Below are 16,274 nucleotides of genomic sequence, written 5' to 3'. Positions count from 1 at the left end.
TACCGTCACCCCATTCTGCAGCCGCGTCCGCCCGTTGGGGAGGGGCAGTCGGGCCATTTCGGAGCGTGTGTACGGCGCACCGAGTGCCGCACGCCGGTGTTCAGCTCCGGTCGAGCCGCAACCGCTCCGCCCGCGGCAACCCCGCCACCACCAGGTCGTACGAGTCCTCGACCAGCTCACGGACGACCGACGCGGGGAGTTCGGCGACGGTCACCGTGTTCCAGTGCCGCTTGTTCATGCGCCAGCCGGGCACGATGACGCCCTCGTACTCGGCGCGCAGCCGCACCGCGTCCTCGGGGTCGCACTTCAGGTTGACCGTCAGGGGCCGCCCGTCCAGATGGCTGAGGGCGAACATCTTCCCCAGCACCTTGAAGACCGACGCCTCCGGGGTGAACGGGAACTCCTCCACCGCCGCGTTGAACGACAGGCACAGCGTGCGCAGCTCCTGCGGTGTCATGCCGCCGGCTCCTCCCCCTCGGGTTCCACGAGCACCGTCACGATCTTGTTCCGCCGCCCGGCCGCGGCCTCCGCGGTCAGCCGCAGCACCCGCCCGTCGGGCAGGGTCACCGCCGACGAGGCCCCGGCGATGGGGACCCGGCCGAGCGCCTTGGCGAGCAGTCCGCCGACGGTCTCCACGTCCTCGTCGTCGAACTCCTCGATGCCGTACAGCTCGCCGAGGTCGCCGATGTCGAGGCGCGCGGTGACCCGGAACCGGTCGTCGCCGAGCTCCTCGACGGGCGGCAGCTCCCGGTCGTACTCGTCGGTGATCTCGCCGACGATCTCCTCCAGGATGTCCTCGATGGTGACGATGCCCGCCGTGCCGCCGTACTCGTCGATGACGACGGCGACGTGGTTGCGCAGCTGCTGCATCTCGCGCAGCAGGTCCCCGGCGTTCTTCGTGTCGGGCACGAAGGCCGCGGGGCGCATGGCGGTCGACACCAGCTCGGCCTCGGCGTCGCGGTTGATGTGCGTCTTGCGGACGAGGTCCTTCAGGTACACGATGCCGACGACGTCGTCCTCGCTCTCCCCCACCACGGGGATCCGCGAGAACCCGGAGCGCAGCGCGAGCGTCAGCGCCTGCCGGATGGTCTTGTACCGCTCGATGACGACCAGGTCGGTGCGCGGCACCATGACCTCGCGGACCAGCGTGTCGCCGAGCTCGAAGACGGAGTGCACCATGCGGCGCTCCTCGTCCTCGATCAGGGACTCCTTCTCGGCGAGGTCGACCATGGCGCGCAGCTCGGCCTCGGAGGCGAACGGGCCGCGCCGGAAGCCCTTGCCCGGCGTCAGCGCGTTGCCGATGAGGATCAGCAGCGGCGGGATCGGCCCCATGATCCGGGCCAGCGGCAGCAGCACGTACGCGGCGGCGGTGGCCGTGTTCAGCGGGTGCTGCCGGCCGATGGTGCGCGGCGAGACGCCGACGGCCACGTACGAGACGAGGACCATCACGCCGATGGCGACGAGCAGCGCCTGCCAGGTCGCGGTGAACTCCTCGAGGCAGGCGTACGTGACGAGTGCGGCGGCCGCCATCTCGCAGGCCACGCGGACCAGGAGCGCGACGTTCAGATAGCGCGTCGGGTCGGCGGCGACCTGCGCGAGCTTGGCGCTGCCGCGCCGCCCGGACCTGACGGCCTCCTCGGCGCGGAAGCTGGAGGTCCGGGCGATGCCGGCCTCGGCGCAGGCGGCGAGCCACGCCACGACGACCAGCGCGACGGCGCCCGCGATCAGCGAGAGGCTCATGACACGGTCGGCGCCGGCGACGGCCCCGTGTGTCCCTGCTCCGCACGCCAGCCGTCCACGATGGCGGCCTGGAGCCCGAACATCTCGGCCTTCTCGTCGGGCTCCTCGTGGTCGTACCCGAGCAGGTGCAGCACGCCGTGGACGGTGAGGAGCTGGAGCTCCTCGTCCATGGAGTGCTGCGTGGGCGCGTCCTCGCCCTGCTTCTTGGCAACCTCGGGGCACAGGACGATGTCGCCGAGGAGCCCCTGGACGGGCTCCTCGTCGTCCTTCGCGGGCGGCCGCAGTTCGTCCATCGGGAAGGACATGACGTCCGTCGGACCCGGCAGGTCCATCCACTGGACGTGCAGCTGCTCCATGGCGTCGGCGTCCACGACGATCACCGAGAGCTCGGAGAGCGGGTGGATGCGCATCCGCGCGAGGGCGTAGCGGGCGATGTCGAGGATCGCCTGCTCGTCGACCTCGGTTCCTGACTCGTTGTTGACGTCGATCGACATGGCGCTGTTGGTTCTCTACTTCCCTCTGGGGCGGCCCTTGTGCGAGCCGTTCTCCGTACCGTGCTCGGTGTCGTACTTCTCGTACGCGTCGACGATACGGCCGACCAGCTTGTGCCGGACGACATCCTGGGACGACAGGCGCGAGAAGTGCACGTCGTCGAGGCCCTCCAGGATGTCCTGCACCTGGCGCAGACCGGACTTCGTGCCGTTCGGCAGGTCGACCTGCGTCACATCGCCCGTGATCACGATCTTCGACTCGAAGCCGAGCCGGGTCAGGAACATCTTCATCTGCTCGGGGCTCGTGTTCTGCGCCTCGTCCAGGATGATGAACGCGTCGTTGAGCGTGCGGCCGCGCATGTACGCCAGCGGGGCGACCTCGATGGTGCCCGCCGCCATCAGCCGCGGGATCGAGTCGGGGTCGAGCATGTCGTGCAGCGCGTCGTACAGCGGGCGCAGGTACGGGTCGATCTTCTCGTACAGCGTGCCGGGCAGGAACCCGAGGCGCTCGCCCGCCTCCACGGCGGGCCGGGTCAGGATGATCCGGTTGACCTGCTTGGACTGCAGGGCCTGGACCGCCTTGGCCATGGCCAGATAGGTCTTGCCGGTGCCGGCCGGGCCGATGCCGAAGACGATCGTGTGCTTGTCGATCGCGTCGACGTACCGCTTCTGGTTCAGCGTCTTGGGGCGGATGGTGCGCCCGCGCGACGACAGGATGTTCTGTGTGAGCACCTCGGCGGGGGTCTCCTGACCCGCGCCCTCCCCGTTCTGCGTCGCCTTCAGCATGGCGATGGAGCGCTCCACGGCGTCCTCTGTCATCGGTGCCCCCGTCCTCAGGACCAGCATCATCTCGTCGAACAGGCGCTGGATGAGGGCCACTTCGGCGGGCTCTCCGGTCGCACTGATCTCATTGCCCCGGACGTGGATGTCGGCTTCCGGGAAGGCCTTCTCGATCACTTGCAGCAGCGCGTCACCCGATCCGAGCACCTCGACCATGGGGTGCTTCGCCGGAACCGTGAACCGTGCGCGGGCGCTGGATGGTGTCTGCGTCATGGGCGGGCTCTGAGGGCCGCAGTCTCCTTGTGACAGCCGTGGTCTGATGCGTTCCAGCCTACGTCGCGCCACTGACAGGTCCGAAGGCTTTTCCGGACGCGGTCCGGCCGGGGCCGTCAGCCCGTGCCCTCCTGCGTCACGGCCTCCTCGTACGCCCGCAGGGTGTCCACGAAGAAGCGGCGCTGCCCGGGCGTCAGGGGCGTCAGGACGCGCTGCCAGGCCGTCGCGCCGGGGGCCAGCCACGCCGCGATCGCCTCGTGCTGGTCCGGGGCGATGGCGACGATCCTGCGCCGCCGGTCGGCCGGGTCCGCGCGGCGCTCCAGGATCCCCTTGCCGCTCAGGTCGCCGACCATCAGGCTGACGGTGGTGGGCGCCACCTCCAGGCGCGCGGCCAGCTCGTTGACGGTCATGGGGCCGTCGAACAGCAGGCAGGCCAGCAGGGACAGGTGGCGGGGCGCCAGCGCCTGCGACCGCAGCGCCTCCGGTACGGGGATCCGCTTCACGCGCCCGGCCATCCGCGGCATGAGCAGGAGCAGCTCCCGCACCACCGCGTCCACGTCACCCGATCCGGCCATCACGCTCCGCACCCCTCGCCCAAGGCCCTGCCCGCCCGTACCCGAACGGAGATTCCACCATGCCCCGGGCCGTGCGCGCCTCAGGCGGCGCCGCCGAAGCCGATCGTCGGCACGGCCCTGCGCAGCGGCCACGGCCGGGACGTCCCCGGCAGCAGGGGGCCGAGGAACGCGTACCGCTCCAGGGCCGCCGGGTCCTGCGCCCCGCGCTCCTCGTACGCCTGGATCTGCCGCCACCACGCGGCGACCTCCGACCAGCCGGGCGCCGACAGCGAGCCGCCGAACTCCTGGACGGAGAGCGCCGCCGTGAGTCCGGCGAACGCCAGCCGGTCCGCCAGCGGCCAGCCCGCGAGGGTGCCGGTGACGAAGCCCGCCACGAACACGTCGCCGGCCCCGGTCGGGTCGAGCGCCGCCACCTCGATGGCCGGGACGGACGCGGTCTCCCCGGTCCTGCCGTCCACCGCGTACGCCCCGTCGGCGCCGAGCGTCACCACGGCCACCGGCACGTGCTCGGTCAGCGCGTGCGCGGCGGCCCGTGGACAGGACGTGCCCGTGTAGCGCATCGCCTCCTCCGCGTTCGGCAGGAACGCCTCGCACTGCCCGAGGTCGCCGAGCCCGGCCAGGTCCCAGCGGCCCGTCTCGTCCCAGCCGACGTCGGCGAAGATCCGGGTGCCCTTCCGGGCGGCCTCGCCGACCCACGGCGCGGCGATCCCGGGCGTCAGGGAGGCGACGGCCGCCCGGGCTCTCGGCGGGCACTTCGGGGCGGGTTCGGCGGGCGGCGGCTCGTGGCCGTGGCTGACCATGGTGCGCTCGCCCTCGTACGCCATGGAGACGGTGACCGGCGAGTGCCAGCCGGCCACGGTCCGCGAGTAGCTGAGGTCGATGCCCTCGCCCCGCTCCAGCGTGTCCCAGCAGTACTCCCCGTAGTGGTCGTCGCCGAACGCGGCGGCCAGCGACGTCCGCAGCCCGAGCCGGGCCAGCGCGGTGGCCATGTTCGCCACGCCGCCGGGGCTCGACCCCATGCCCCGCGCCCAGGACTCCGTGCCGCGCACCGGCGCGCTGTCCAGGCCCGTGAAGACGATGTCGAGGAAGACGGTGCCGGTGAGATACACGTCGCAGGCCGGATCGTCGGGCGTGCGCAGCGCCGCGAGGGGGTCCGTGTGGGCCGGTTCCGGGGAAGTCACATCACGCTCCCTGCAGTGGTACGGGTCCGGACAGTGTGCATGAAGGGGGCCCGTACCACGGCAGGTGACATCAGCCCGTCACGCTCCGGCGCCCTCCGGTCCCGCGGCGGTCCGTGCGACGGTCCCGGTCGCGCCGCGCGCGGGCCGTGCCGCCCGGCGCCGCGCCCCGCGGACGGTGTCGTTGCGGCCGCCGCCCCGGACGAGGAGCACGCTCAGCGCGGCGAGGAACCCGATCACGGTGAGCCCGACGAGTCCGCCCTTCGTCGACCCGGTCGCGTCCTCGATGAGGCCGAACGCGGTCGGGGCGACGAATCCGCCCAGGTTCCCGACGGAGTTGATGAGGGCGATGCCGGGCGCGGCGGCCCGTGCGTCGAGGTAGCTCTGCGGGATGGTCCAGAAGACGGGCGACGCGGGCTTGAAGCCGACCGCGGCGACGCACAGCGCCCCGAGTCCGGCCCACGGCGACACCAGCACGGCGAGCAGGGTCCCGGTGCCGCCGATGAGCAGCAGCGTCACCAGGACGGGCCGCCGCTTGCCGATCCGGTCGGACAGCCGCCCGGACACGTACACGGCGGCGATGGCGAACAGCCACGGCACGGCGGTCAGGAGTCCCACCTGGAACTCGCTCAGGCCGCCGATGTCGTCGACGATCGAGGGGAGCCAGAACGTCACCGCGTACAGGGCCACGTTGATCGCGAAGTAGATCCACAGGAACAGCAGCATCTGCGGGTCGGCGAGCAGTTTCCACCGGGAGACGCGCGCGGTCCCGCGACCGGCCTGCCGCTCCTGCTGCTCGGCGTCGATGACGGCGACGAGGCCGTCCTTCTCGTCCTGGGTGAGCCAGGTGGCGCTCTCCACGCCGGAGTCGAGGAACCGGTACACGACGAAGCCGAGCACCACGGACACGACGCCCTCGATGAAGAACATCCACTGCCAGCCGGAGTGGCCCCAGATGCCGTGCATCTCCAGGAGCGCGCCGGAGACCGGTCCGACGATGACGGTCGCGGTGCCCGATCCCATCAGGAAGACCGAGGTGGCGCGGCCGCGGTGCGAGTCGGGCAGCCAGCGGGAGAAGTAGTAGATGACGGCGGGGAAGAACCCGGCCTCCGCCACTCCCAGCAGGAAGCGCAGCGCGTAGAACATGCCCGCGCTGTCCACGAAGGCCATGGCGGTGGCGACGACGCCCCAGCTGATCATGATGCGGGTGAGCCAGACCTTCGCCCCGAAGCGCTCCATCAGCATGTTGCTGGGCACTTCGAAGAGCGCGTACGCGATGAAGAAGATGCCGGCGCCGAGTCCGAAGGCGGCGGCGGAGAGCCCTACGTCGGCCCGGAGCTGGTCCTGGGCGAAGCCCAGGTTGACCCGGTCCATGTAGTTGGCGACGAACATGACGAAGAAGAGCGGGACGACCCGCCGGAAGATCTTGCGGACGGCCGACTGCACGGCGGGGGGATGTTCGACGGGGGCGGGGACTGCTGGGGACACGAGCGGCACTCCTTCGTGCGGCTGAGCCGGCCGGACCCGCTGGACCGGCCGGACCGGGGGCGGCGGGCTACCAGCGGGGCACGGGCGGCGTCACCCACTCCGGGTCGAGGACCCGCATCGCGGCCGCGTCGTCGCGGTCGCGCATCGCGGCGTAGGAGTCGTCGAGCCACCGCTGGTGCAGTACGGCGAGCCGGTCGCGGTCGAGTTCGACGCCGAGGCCGGGCGCGTCGGAGACGGTGACGCGGCCGTCCTGGAAGGTGAGGCGCTCGGTGAGCACGTCCTCGGACTGCCACGGGTAGTGGGAGTCGCAGGCGTGGTGCAGGTTCGGCACGGTGGCCGCGACGTGCGTCATGGCGGCGAGGCTGATCCCGAGGTGGGTGTTGGAGTGCATGGAGACGCCGACGCCGAACGTGCGGCAGATGGCGGCCAGTTGCTGGGTGTTGCGCAGGCCGCCCCAGTAGTGGTGGTCGGAGAGCACGACCTGCACGGCCCCGCTGGTGAACGCCTCCTCGATCTCCGCGAAGGTCGTCACGCACATGTTGGTGGCGAGCGGCACCCCGGCGCGGGCGGCGACCTCGGCCATGGCGGGCGTGCCGAGCGCGGGGTCCTCCAGGTACTCCAGTACGTCACGGAGCTCGTCGGCGACCTTCAGCGAGGTCTCCACGGACCAGGCGCCGTTCGGGTCGAGGCGCAGCGGCTTGCCGGGGAAGGCCTCGGCGAGGGCGCGGATCGCGGCGATCTCCTCGTCGGGGGCGAAGCAGCCGCCCTTGAGCTTGAAGGACTCGAAGCCGTACCGCTCGTTGAAGAGGCGGGCCTGCGCGACGACGCCGGCCGGGTCGAGGGCGGCGCCCCAGTCGTCCTTCTCGCTCGCGACGCCCTCGGGGTGGTCGGCGTACTTGTAGAAGAGGTACGCGCTGTACTCCACGGAGTCGCGCAGCTTCCCGCCCAGCAGGGCGTGCACCGGAAGGCCCAGCGCCTTGCCGAGCGCGTCGAGGCAGGCGACCTCGAACCCGGAGACGACGGAGAGCCGCAGCTTGTCGGCGGTCTGCACGCCGCGCAGGCCGCCGACGTCGACCTGGTCGTCGACCCGGGCGTCGTCCACGGCCACCTCGTCGGCGACCACGAACAGGCCGTTCAGGTCCGAGACCCGGCGGCCGATCAGTTTCTCGGCGAAGGGCCGCGCCAGCTCCAGGTACTTGGCGTCGCCGTACGTCTCGCCGATGCCCGTGACGCCGTCCGCCGTGACGACCTCGACGATGAGCCGGGGCGTGTACGGCTGGTGGACGCCCTGGGTGTTCAGCAGCGGCGGGTCGGCGACGAGGATCGGGGTGAGGCGTACGTCGGTGATGGTCAGATCGGTCATCGGGCGGCTCCGGTCAGGGTGGGGGTGGGGTTCTCGGGGTTCTGGGGGCTCTCGGGGCTCTCGGACACGAGGTCGAGGCCGGTGGAGAGGAGTCGCTCCAGGTCGGCGAGGTCGGCGGGGGTCGGGTCGGCGAGGGGCGCGCGGACCGGGCCGACGGGGCGGCCGCGCAGCCGGGCCGCGGCCTTGACGAGCGAGACGCCGTACCCGGGCACGCGGTCGCGGAGCTCGACGAACGGGACGTAGAACTCGCGCAGCAGCCGGTCCACCCGCGCTGCGTCCCCGGCCTGCAGGGCGGTGCGGAAGGCGGTGGCGATCTCGGGGGCGAAGGCGTGCACGGCCGAGGAGTAGGCGGGGACGCCGACGGCGGCGTAGGCGCGGGCCTGGATCTCGGCGGTGGCGGCTCCGTTGAAGAAGAGGAAGCCGTCGGGCGCGGCGAGGGTGAGGCGCTGGAGGCGGTCGAGGTCGCTGTGTCCGTCCTTGAGGCCGATGACGTTCGGCAGGGCGGCGACGCGCCGGAACGCGTCGAGGGAGAAGGCGACCTGGTCGCGCTGGTACACGATCAGCGGGAGCCGGGTGCGGGCCGCGATCTGCTCGACCTGGGCGACGAGTCCGCTCTGCGGGCCGCGCACGAGGTAGTGCGGGAGGACGAGCAGGGCGTCCGCGCCGGCCTCCTCCGCGATGCGGGCGAAGCGGACCGCCTGCGCCCAGCCGTAGCCGACGCCCGCGACGACGGGCACCCGGCCCGCGGTCTCCTCGACGGCGGCGGTGACGACCTGCCGGTACTCGTCCTCGTCGAGCGAGAAGAACTCGCCGGTGCCGCAGGCCGGGAAGACCGCGCCGGGCCCGGTCGCCACCTGCGCGGCGACGTACTCGCGGAACCCGTCGGGGTCGAGCGAGCCGTCGGCGCCGAAACTCGTCAGCGGGAAGGAGAGGACGCCGCGCGCCATGCCGTCCCGCAACCGGGCGACGACGTCAGCGTCGTCGCCTGCTGTCTCCGTACGTAGATGCCATCCACACATGTAGATGGAGGTTAGGTACGCGAACGGGGACCGTCAATGGCCTTGCGGTGTCCGGCTTACGATCGGCGCATGCCAGAGCAGGAACAGCAAGGTCGCGGCGTCCGCGAGGTCAAGTCGGCGGCGCGCACCGTCGAGCTGCTCGACGTGCTCGCCGCCCGCGGCGACCGCCCGGCCCGCCTCCAGGAGCTCGCCGACGAACTGGCCGTGCCGCGCAGCTCCATGTACGCGCTGCTGCAGACGCTCATCGCGCGCGGCTGGGTCCGCACGGACGTCACGGGCTCCCTCTACGGCATCGGCATCCACGCCCTGCTGACCGGCACCAGCTATCTGGACACGGACCCGCACGTGCGCACCGCGCGCCCCTATCTCGACGAGGCGTCCGAGGCGCTCGGCGAGACGATCCACCTGGGCCGCCTCGACGGCTTCGACGTGGCGTACCTGGCGACCCGGGAGTCGCACGAGTACCTGCGCACCATCAGCCGGGTCGGCCGCCGGCTGCCCGCGCACGTCGGCGCGCTCGGCAAGGCGCTGCTCGCGGAGCGGCCCGCGGAGTACCTGCCGCCCGGCCCGTACGACCGGGCCACCGAGAACTCGCACAGCACCCGCGAATCGCTCGCCGCCGACCTGGAGCGGATCCGCGCCCGCGGCCACTCGGTCGACCGCGAGGAGGGCGTCCCCGGCATCGTCGGCTTCGGCTTCGCCCTGCGCTACGCGGCTCCCGCGCACGACGCCATCAGCTGCTCGGTGCCCGTCGCACGGCTGACGCCGGAGCACGAGGAGCGGATCGTGGCGGTCATGCGGGAGATCCGCACGAAGATCGAGACGGCCGCCCTCCGGGGCACCTCGGGGACCGCCAACTGGCGCTAGCCGCCCGGCCGAAGCGCCCTCGACTACCCGGGCGAACCCCACCCAAACCAAATGTGTCTCAGGTCACAGGGCCCCGCCTTTTATGGGGCCCTTTCGGCTTGATACAAATTGGCCGCGCCCCAACGTCCCCGGTTCGGTCCCGTTCGCAAAGACGTCGCGCTCCAACTCCCCTTTTCCTTACCACCCCCTTGCCCAAAACAGCGGCACAGCCGTGTCCGGGCCGGGGGTCCGTCTACAGGACTGCCCGTGTCTTCGCGCGCTCCCCGGCCCGCACTCCCCGCGCTCATAGCCCTCTTCACGGCCGGCTATCTCGCTGCCTATCTGCTGCCCACGGTCGTCGGCCGGCTCGCCGACAGCCTGCACCTCTCTCCCACCCAGGCCGGTCTCATGGGCAGCACGCTGCTGCTGAGCTCGGCCACCGCGGGCTTCACGCTCGCGGCCCGCGTCGACCGGATCGGCGCCCGCCGCGCCGCCCGCGCCGGACTCCTCCTCGCCGCCGTCGGCTACGGCACCGCGGCGCTCTCCGGCACCGTCCCCCTGGTCGTCGCGGGTGCGATGATCGGCGGCTTCGGCTCGGGCACCGCGACGGCCGTCGCGGCCACCGGGATCGCCGCCCAGAAGGACCCGCACCGCGCCTCGACGCTCGGCCTGCTGAGCGTCTCCGCGCTCGCCGGCGCCCTGTACCTGACCATTCCGCGGATCAGCGACGGCCACGGCCTGCCGTTCGCCGCGCTCGCCCTCACCGCGCTCGCCGTCTGGCCCGCGACGAACCGGCTCGCCGACCCCGCCACCCCGGACAACAGCGCGGCCCCGGCCCCCAAGTCCCCTCTCCCGTACGCCCGCTCGGGCATGCTGCTGGCGGCGGTCATCGTCTGCTGGTCGATGGCGCAGAACTCGCTGTGGGGCGTCAGCAGCCGCATCGGCACCGACCAGGCGGGCCTGACCGAGGTCGCGGTCGGCTCGGTGTTCGCGATCGCGCTCGGCGCCGGACTGCTCGGCGTGATCGGCGCGGGCGCGCTCGGCGCCAGGATCGGCCGCGCGATGCCCATCGGCGTCGGTACGGCGGCCATCGCGTGCTGCATCGCGGTCAGCGCCCGCGCGGACGACCTCGGCACCTTCGCGACCGGCGAGATCGCCTGGAACACCCTCTACCCCGTGGTGCTCTCGTACCTGCTGGGCCTGGCCGCCTCGCTCGACCCGCGCGGCCGCTGGGCGGTCCTCGTCGGCTCGGCGTCCTCGCTCGGCACGGCGTGCGGACCGCTGGTGGGCAGCGCCCTGTCCCAGTCGGTCGGCTTCCCCACGATGGGCGCGGCGCTCGCCGCGGCGCTGCTCCTGCTCGCGGTGCCGCTGACCGCGGTGGCCCTGCACACGGGCGGCCGCCCGCTGTTCGCGGGTGCGGCCCGGCGCCGCAGCGGCGCCCCGGTCGGCGCGTTCGTGCCGCCGTCCGGTCTGCCGGAGCAGCCGGTGGTGGAGATCGAGGTGCCCGCCGTCGTGGCCGAGGCCGGACCGGAGCCGGTCCAGGGCGAGTTCACGACAGCGGGCCCGTCAGGGGTGCCCCGGACGTCCGGGGCACCGGGGGTTCAGCCCGAGATGTCGTCGAACTCGTACGCGTCGACCTCGGCGATGTAGCGCGCCCGGCGCGCCTCCTCCTCGTCGCTGCCGTCCAGGAACGACGCCACGAACGAGTTGCGGGCCAGCTCCCGCAGCCGTTCGTGGTCGAGGCCGAGCGCCTCGTGGACGGCGTGGAAGGTGTCGCCGACGTAGCCGCCGAAGTAGGCCGGGTCGTCGGAGTTCACGGTGCACAGCAGGCCCGCGTCCATCATCTTCACCAGCGGGTGCTGCTCCAGCACGTCGATGGCGCGCAGCCGGACGTTCGACAGCGGGCACAGCGTCAGCGGGATCCGGTCCCGCACCAGGCGGGCCACCAGCTCCGGGTCCTCCAGGGACCGCAGCCCGTGGTCGACGCGCTCGACGCCGAGCAGGTCCAGGGCCTCCCACACGTACGACGGGTCGCCCTCCTCGCCCGCGTGCGCGACCTTGCGCAGGCCGAGCGCGCCCGCGGCCTCGTACACCTCGCGGAACTTCGAGGCGGGGTTGCCCACCTCGGCCGAGTCGAGCCCGACCCCGACGATCTTGTCGAGGTACGGCTCGGCGGCCTCCAGGGTCTCCATCGCCGACTCGGCGGACTGGTCGCGCAGGAAGCACATGATGAGCTTCGTGGAGACGCCGTGCCGCTCCTCGCTGCGTTCGAGGGCGCGCGAGAGGCCCTCGACGACGGTCCCCATCGCCACCCCGCGCGCGCTGTGCGCCTGCGGGTCGAAGAAGATCTCGGCGTGCCGCACGCCCTGCTCGGCGGCGCGCGCCAGATAGGCGTCGGCGAGCGCCTCGAAGTCGTCCTCGGTGATCAGGACGGCCATCAGGGAGTAGTACAGGTCGAGGAAGGACTGCAGGTCGGCGAAGAGGTACGCCTTCCGCAGCGCCTCGGTGTCGGCGTACGGCAGGGTGATGCCGTTGCGGGCGGCGAGCTCGAAGGCCAGCTCGGGTTCGAGGGTGCCTTCGATGTGCAGGTGCAGCTCGGCCTTGGGGATGCGGGCGAGTCGTTCGAGGTGCGGTGCGGCGTGTGGTGCGAGGGACATCCGTGCATCGTACGCACGGATGCCGCCCCGCGATCTCACCCGCGCCTGGGCACCGGTACGCGGTCCAGGTCGCGGGCGACCGTCAGCTCCCCGGTGAACCCGGCGGCCCGCGCCTGCCGGGCGAACTCGTCCGGGTCGGTGTAGCGCTGGCTGAAGTGGGTGAGGACGAGATGCCGCACGTGGCCGTCGCGGGCGACGCGGGCAGCCTGACCGGCCGTCAAATGCCCATGATCGGAAGCGAGTTGGTGATCCTCGTCCAGGAATGTCGACTCGATGACGAGCAGGTCGCAGCCGTCGGCGAGCTCGGTGACGCCCTCGCACAGCCGGGTGTCCATGACGAACGCGACGCGCTGCCCGCGCCGCACCTCGCTGACGTCGTCGAGGGTGACGTCGCCGAGGCTCCCCTCCCGCTGGAGGCGTCCCACGTCCGGCCCCGCGATCCCGTGCGCGGCGAGCCGCTCCGGCAGCATGCGGCGCCCGTCGGGTTCGACGAGCCGGTAGCCGTAGGACTCGACGGGGTGGGAGAGCCGGCGGGCCTCCAGCCGGTACGAGGCCGTCTCCGCGAGCACCCCGCCCTCCCCGCTCACCGGTTCCTCGGCGATGTCCACGGTCTCCCGGTACGCGGTGGCGTACCGCAGCCGGTCGAAGAACCGCTGCCCGGACGCCGGGTAGTGGGCGGTCACCGGGTGCGGGACCCGGTCGAGGTTGATCCGCTGGATCACACCGGCCAGACCGAGGCTGTGGTCACCGTGGAAGTGCGTGACGCAGATCCGGTTCAGGTCGTGCGCGGCGACGCCGGCCCGCAGCATCTGCCGCTGGGTGCCCTCGCCGGGGTCGAAGAGGATGCCCTCGCTGTCCCAGCGCAGCAGGTAGCCGTTGTGGTTGCGGTGCCGGGTCGGGACCTGGCTGGCGGTGCCGAGGACGACGAATTCACGTACGGACACGGTGCGTCGTGTTCCCTGGCCGCTAGCCGGGGGGCCACTGCAGGCCGCGGCCGCCGAGGACGTGGGCGTGCGCGTGGAAGACGGTCTGGCCGGCGCCGCTGCCCGTGTTGAACACGAGCCGGTAGCTGTCCAGCTTCTCCTCCTTGGCCACTTCGCCGGCCTCGCGCAGCACGTCGGCGGCGATCGCCGGTTCGGCGGCGGCGAGGGAGGCGGCGTCGGGGTGGTGGACGCGTGGGATGACCAGGATGTGGGTCGGGGCCTGCGGGTTGATGTCGCGGAAGGCGACGGTGGTCTCTGTCTCGCGGACGAGGGTGGCGGGGACGTCCCCCGCGACGATCTTGCAGAACAGGCAGTCCGCCTGCGGTTCCCCGGACACGTTGCGGTCTCCTTCGCGCGGTGGAATCGGTACGGCGGCATGGTATCGATCAGCCCCGCAGGGGCGGGCGGCGACGTCTGGTGCGGGTGGGTGGGTGCTTCTCGCGCAGTTCCCCGCGCCCCTGACGGACCTGATCTCTCGTCGCTGCCTGCGGGTCTCATCGTGGTTGCTCGCGCAGTTCCCCGCGCCCCTGAGATGCGCACTTCGTGCGCCATCTCAAGGGGCGCCCCCGGGGCTGCGGCGAAGCCGCATGCCTCAGGGGCGCGGGGAACTGCGCGACCAGCCCGCACCGGGCCCGCAGACACAGTCGGTCTTTTAGGGGCGCGGGGAACTGCGCGAGAAGCCCCACCGGCCCGGAGTCCGCGACGAGAGACAGGCCCGGCAGACGCCGTCGGTCTTTCAGGGGCGCGGGGAACTGCGCGACCAGCCCCCACCGGCCCGCAGACGCAGGAACTGCGCGACCAGCCCCCGCCGGCCCGCCGGACCGCTAGCCCGCGGAACCTCGGGGCAGGGGCGGAGCCGACTTCGCCGGGTTGTCCGCGAGAGCGGCCAGCGCGAGGCGGACCGCCTCGTCGAGCTGCGGATCACGGCCGGCCGCGACGTCCTGCGGAGCAGCCACCACTTCCACGTCCGGGTCCACCCCGTGGTTCTCCAGACCCCACCCGTAACCCTCCATCCACGTCGCATACTTCGGCTGCGTCACCAGCGTCCCGTCCACCAGCCGGTACCGGCTGTCGATCCCGATGACCCCGCCCCACGTACGGACCCCCACCACGGGCCCGATCCCGAGCGCCTTGATCGCCGCGTTCACGATGTCCCCGTCGGACCCGGAGAACTCGTTGGCGACGGCGACGACGGGCCCGCGCGGCGCGTCCATCGGGTACGAGAACGGGCGGCTGCCGCGCGGCAGGTCCCAGCCCACGACGCGCCGCGCCAGCTTCTCCACGACGAGCTGCGACGTGTGCCCGCCCCGGTTCTCGCGGACGTCCACGACGAGCCCCTCGCGGGCGACCTCGACGCTCAGGTCGCGATGGATCTGCGCCCACCCGGGCGCCTGCATGTCCGGCACGTGGAGGTAGCCGAGCCGCCCGCCGGACTGCTCGTGGACGTACGCCCGCCGGTCCGCCACCCACGCGTGGTAGCGCAGCGGCTCCTCGTCCGCCACGGGCACGACGACGACGTGCCGCGGATCGCCCCCGCCCGCCGGGGACACGGTCAGCTCGACCGGCTTGTCCGCCGTGCCGACGAGCAGCGGCCCGGGACCGGTCACCGGGTCGACGGGCCGCCCGCCCACCGCGAGGATCGCGTCCCCTGCGCGCACGGCGACCCCGGGCGCGGCGAGCGGGGACCGGGCGCTCGGGTCGGACGTCTCGGACGGCAGCACCTGGTCGATCCGCCAACTGCCGTCCTCGTGGCGGGAGATGTCGGCCCCGAGGAGCCCCTGCCGGCGGGACGCGGACCCGCCCCCGCCGCGCGGGACGACGTACGCGTGCGAGGTGCCCAGCTCCCCCTGCACCTCCCACAGCAGGTCGACGAGGTCGTCGTGGGTCGCCACCCGCTCCAGGACCGGCCGGTACCGGTCGAGGACCCCGTCCCAGTCGACGCCGTTCATGTCCGCGCGCCAGAAGTTGTCCCGCATGAGGCGCCCGGCCTCCTCGTACATCTGCCGCCACTCGGCCACCGGGTCGACGGTCTGGCCGATCCGGGACAGGTCGACGGTGATGTTCGTGTCGCTGTCCTCGTCGTGCGAGGGCCGCCGGTCGCTCGGCACGACCTTGAGCACCTCGCCCGTCCACAGCAGGACGCGCTTGCCGTCGCCGGTGACCTCGAAGTGGTCGGCGTCGGAACCGATGTCCTCGATGCGCTGCTGGGCCAGGTCGTAGCGCTCCAGGCGGGTCTTGGGGTCCGGGTCGTTGCGGCTGGCCCGGGAGTCGCCGAGCACGCCGCGCACCGGGTGCCGCAGCCACAGCACGCCGTCCTTCGCGGTGCGCAGCGTCGAGTAGCGGGCGGCCTCGACGGGGAACGGCACGATCCGGTCGACGAGCCCCTCCAGGTCGACGCGGGTGGCGGGCGCGCCCTCGCTGTCGGGCGTCTCGTCCTTGTCGACGGCCTCGAAGGGCCGCCCGTGCCGCTGCGGTCCGAACGGGGACGGGGTGGTCGCCGCGAGCGTGATCAGATGCGGCCGGGAGCCGCTCACGAACGCGAGGTCGAAGGCGTGCTCGTCGTAGACGGGGTCGAAGGAGCGCGCCGACAGGAACGCCAGGTGCTTGCCGTCGAGCGTGAACGCGGGCGCGTAGTCCCGGAACCGGAGCGGTGTCGCCTCGGTGACGGCGAGGTCGGCGGCGTTGGCGAGCTTGAGCTGGCGCAGGCCGTGCGGGCCGGGATGCGACCAGGCGAGCCACGCCGAGTCGGGCGAGAAGGCGAGCCCGGAGGCGTGCCCGTCCTCGCTGCGGTCCACCTCCCGTACGTCACCGCTGTCGCGCTCGACGAGCAGGACCCGGCCGTCGTGCGCGGCCACGGCGACCCGGCCGCCGTCCGGCGCGA

The 16,274-nt window shown here is 72.6% G+C and carries 15 protein-coding genes; 2 read left to right on the top strand and 13 right to left on the bottom strand.

All coding sequences use genetic code 11. The annotated features are described in order from the left end of the window. Positions 1–100: 100 nt before the first annotated feature. From RBJ77_RS42355 to RBJ77_RS42315, 9 genes are all read right to left on the bottom strand, one after another. On the bottom strand, positions 101–457 hold the full coding sequence (locus tag RBJ77_RS42355; protein WP_372349867.1) for an MmcQ/YjbR family DNA-binding protein: 357 nt from the start codon (positions 455–457) through the stop codon (positions 101–103). Then, a complete protein-coding gene (locus tag RBJ77_RS42350; protein ID WP_372349866.1) occupies positions 454–1,740 on the bottom strand; it encodes a hemolysin family protein in 1,287 nt (428 codons plus the stop codon). The genes RBJ77_RS42355 and RBJ77_RS42350 overlap by 4 nt, the downstream gene beginning before the upstream one ends. Then, positions 1,737–2,234, bottom strand: a complete 498-nt coding sequence (ybeY, locus tag RBJ77_RS42345; RefSeq protein ID WP_372349865.1) for an rRNA maturation RNase YbeY — start codon at positions 2,232–2,234, stop codon at positions 1,737–1,739. Before ybeY ends, RBJ77_RS42350 begins: the two co-directional genes overlap by 4 nt. 15 nt (positions 2,235–2,249) lie before the next feature. Further along, a complete protein-coding gene (locus RBJ77_RS42340) occupies positions 2,250–3,284 on the bottom strand; it encodes a PhoH family protein (RefSeq protein WP_255973760.1) in 1,035 nt (344 codons plus the stop codon). Positions 3,285–3,400: 116 nt separating this feature from the next. Then, the gene (locus RBJ77_RS42335) at positions 3,401–3,859 is read right to left on the bottom strand and encodes a MarR family winged helix-turn-helix transcriptional regulator (RefSeq protein ID WP_372349864.1); all 459 of its coding nucleotides are present in this window, start codon (positions 3,857–3,859) and stop codon (positions 3,401–3,403) included. Positions 3,860–3,939: 80 nt separating this feature from the next. After that, positions 3,940–5,040: a carbohydrate kinase family protein gene (locus tag RBJ77_RS42330; protein WP_372349863.1), complete on the bottom strand. Its 1,101-nt coding sequence runs from the start codon at positions 5,038–5,040 to the stop codon at positions 3,940–3,942. Between the two features lie 78 nt (positions 5,041–5,118). Next, complete coding sequence (locus tag RBJ77_RS42325) at positions 5,119–6,525, bottom strand: MFS transporter (protein WP_372349862.1); 1,407 nt, start codon at positions 6,523–6,525, stop codon at positions 5,119–5,121. 67 nt (positions 6,526–6,592) lie between these two features. Continuing rightward, positions 6,593–7,888: a glucarate dehydratase family protein gene (locus RBJ77_RS42320; protein ID WP_372349861.1), complete on the bottom strand. Its 1,296-nt coding sequence runs from the start codon at positions 7,886–7,888 to the stop codon at positions 6,593–6,595. Then, a complete protein-coding gene (locus tag RBJ77_RS42315; RefSeq protein ID WP_372349860.1) occupies positions 7,885–8,907 on the bottom strand; it encodes a 5-dehydro-4-deoxyglucarate dehydratase in 1,023 nt (340 codons plus the stop codon). Before RBJ77_RS42315 ends, RBJ77_RS42320 begins: the two co-directional genes overlap by 4 nt. 69 nt (positions 8,908–8,976) lie before the next feature. Between RBJ77_RS42315 and RBJ77_RS42310 the strand changes: the two genes are divergently transcribed. Together RBJ77_RS42310 and RBJ77_RS42305 are read left to right on the top strand one after the other, a co-directional pair. After that, on the top strand, positions 8,977–9,774 hold the full coding sequence (locus tag RBJ77_RS42310; protein WP_372349859.1) for an IclR family transcriptional regulator: 798 nt from the start codon (positions 8,977–8,979) through the stop codon (positions 9,772–9,774). Between the two features lie 246 nt (positions 9,775–10,020). Continuing rightward, positions 10,021–11,403 (top strand): MFS transporter, encoded by a 1,383-nt coding sequence (locus RBJ77_RS42305; protein WP_372349858.1) that lies wholly within the window; start codon positions 10,021–10,023, stop codon positions 11,401–11,403. On the opposite strand, the gene RBJ77_RS42300 is transcribed toward RBJ77_RS42305, so the two are convergent. The 4 genes from RBJ77_RS42300 to RBJ77_RS42285 all read right to left on the bottom strand — a co-directional run. After that, positions 11,355–12,410: an adenosine deaminase gene (locus RBJ77_RS42300; protein WP_372349857.1), complete on the bottom strand. Its 1,056-nt coding sequence runs from the start codon at positions 12,408–12,410 to the stop codon at positions 11,355–11,357. The two genes, RBJ77_RS42305 and RBJ77_RS42300, sit on opposite strands and share 49 nt — an antisense overlap. Positions 12,411–12,445: 35 nt before the next feature. Further along, complete coding sequence (locus RBJ77_RS42295) at positions 12,446–13,354, bottom strand: ribonuclease Z (protein ID WP_372349856.1); 909 nt, start codon at positions 13,352–13,354, stop codon at positions 12,446–12,448. Positions 13,355–13,376: 22 nt separating this feature from the next. Next, positions 13,377–13,730 carry a histidine triad nucleotide-binding protein gene (locus tag RBJ77_RS42290; protein WP_255975724.1) on the bottom strand — a complete coding sequence of 118 codons (354 nt, stop codon included), beginning with the start codon at positions 13,728–13,730 and terminating at the stop codon, positions 13,377–13,379. Between the two features lie 487 nt (positions 13,731–14,217). Continuing rightward, on the bottom strand, positions 14,218–16,274 hold a 2,057-nt coding region (locus RBJ77_RS42285), incomplete at its 5' end, for a PDZ domain-containing protein (RefSeq protein WP_372349855.1).

The sequence above is a fragment of the Streptomyces sp. KL116D genome, from assembly GCF_030766975.1.
Lineage (GTDB): Bacteria > Actinomycetota > Actinomycetes > Streptomycetales > Streptomycetaceae > Streptomyces > Streptomyces longispororuber_A.
The sequence above is the reverse complement of the archived record's forward strand: the minus strand, read 5'-3'. Positions and strand labels throughout refer to the sequence as shown.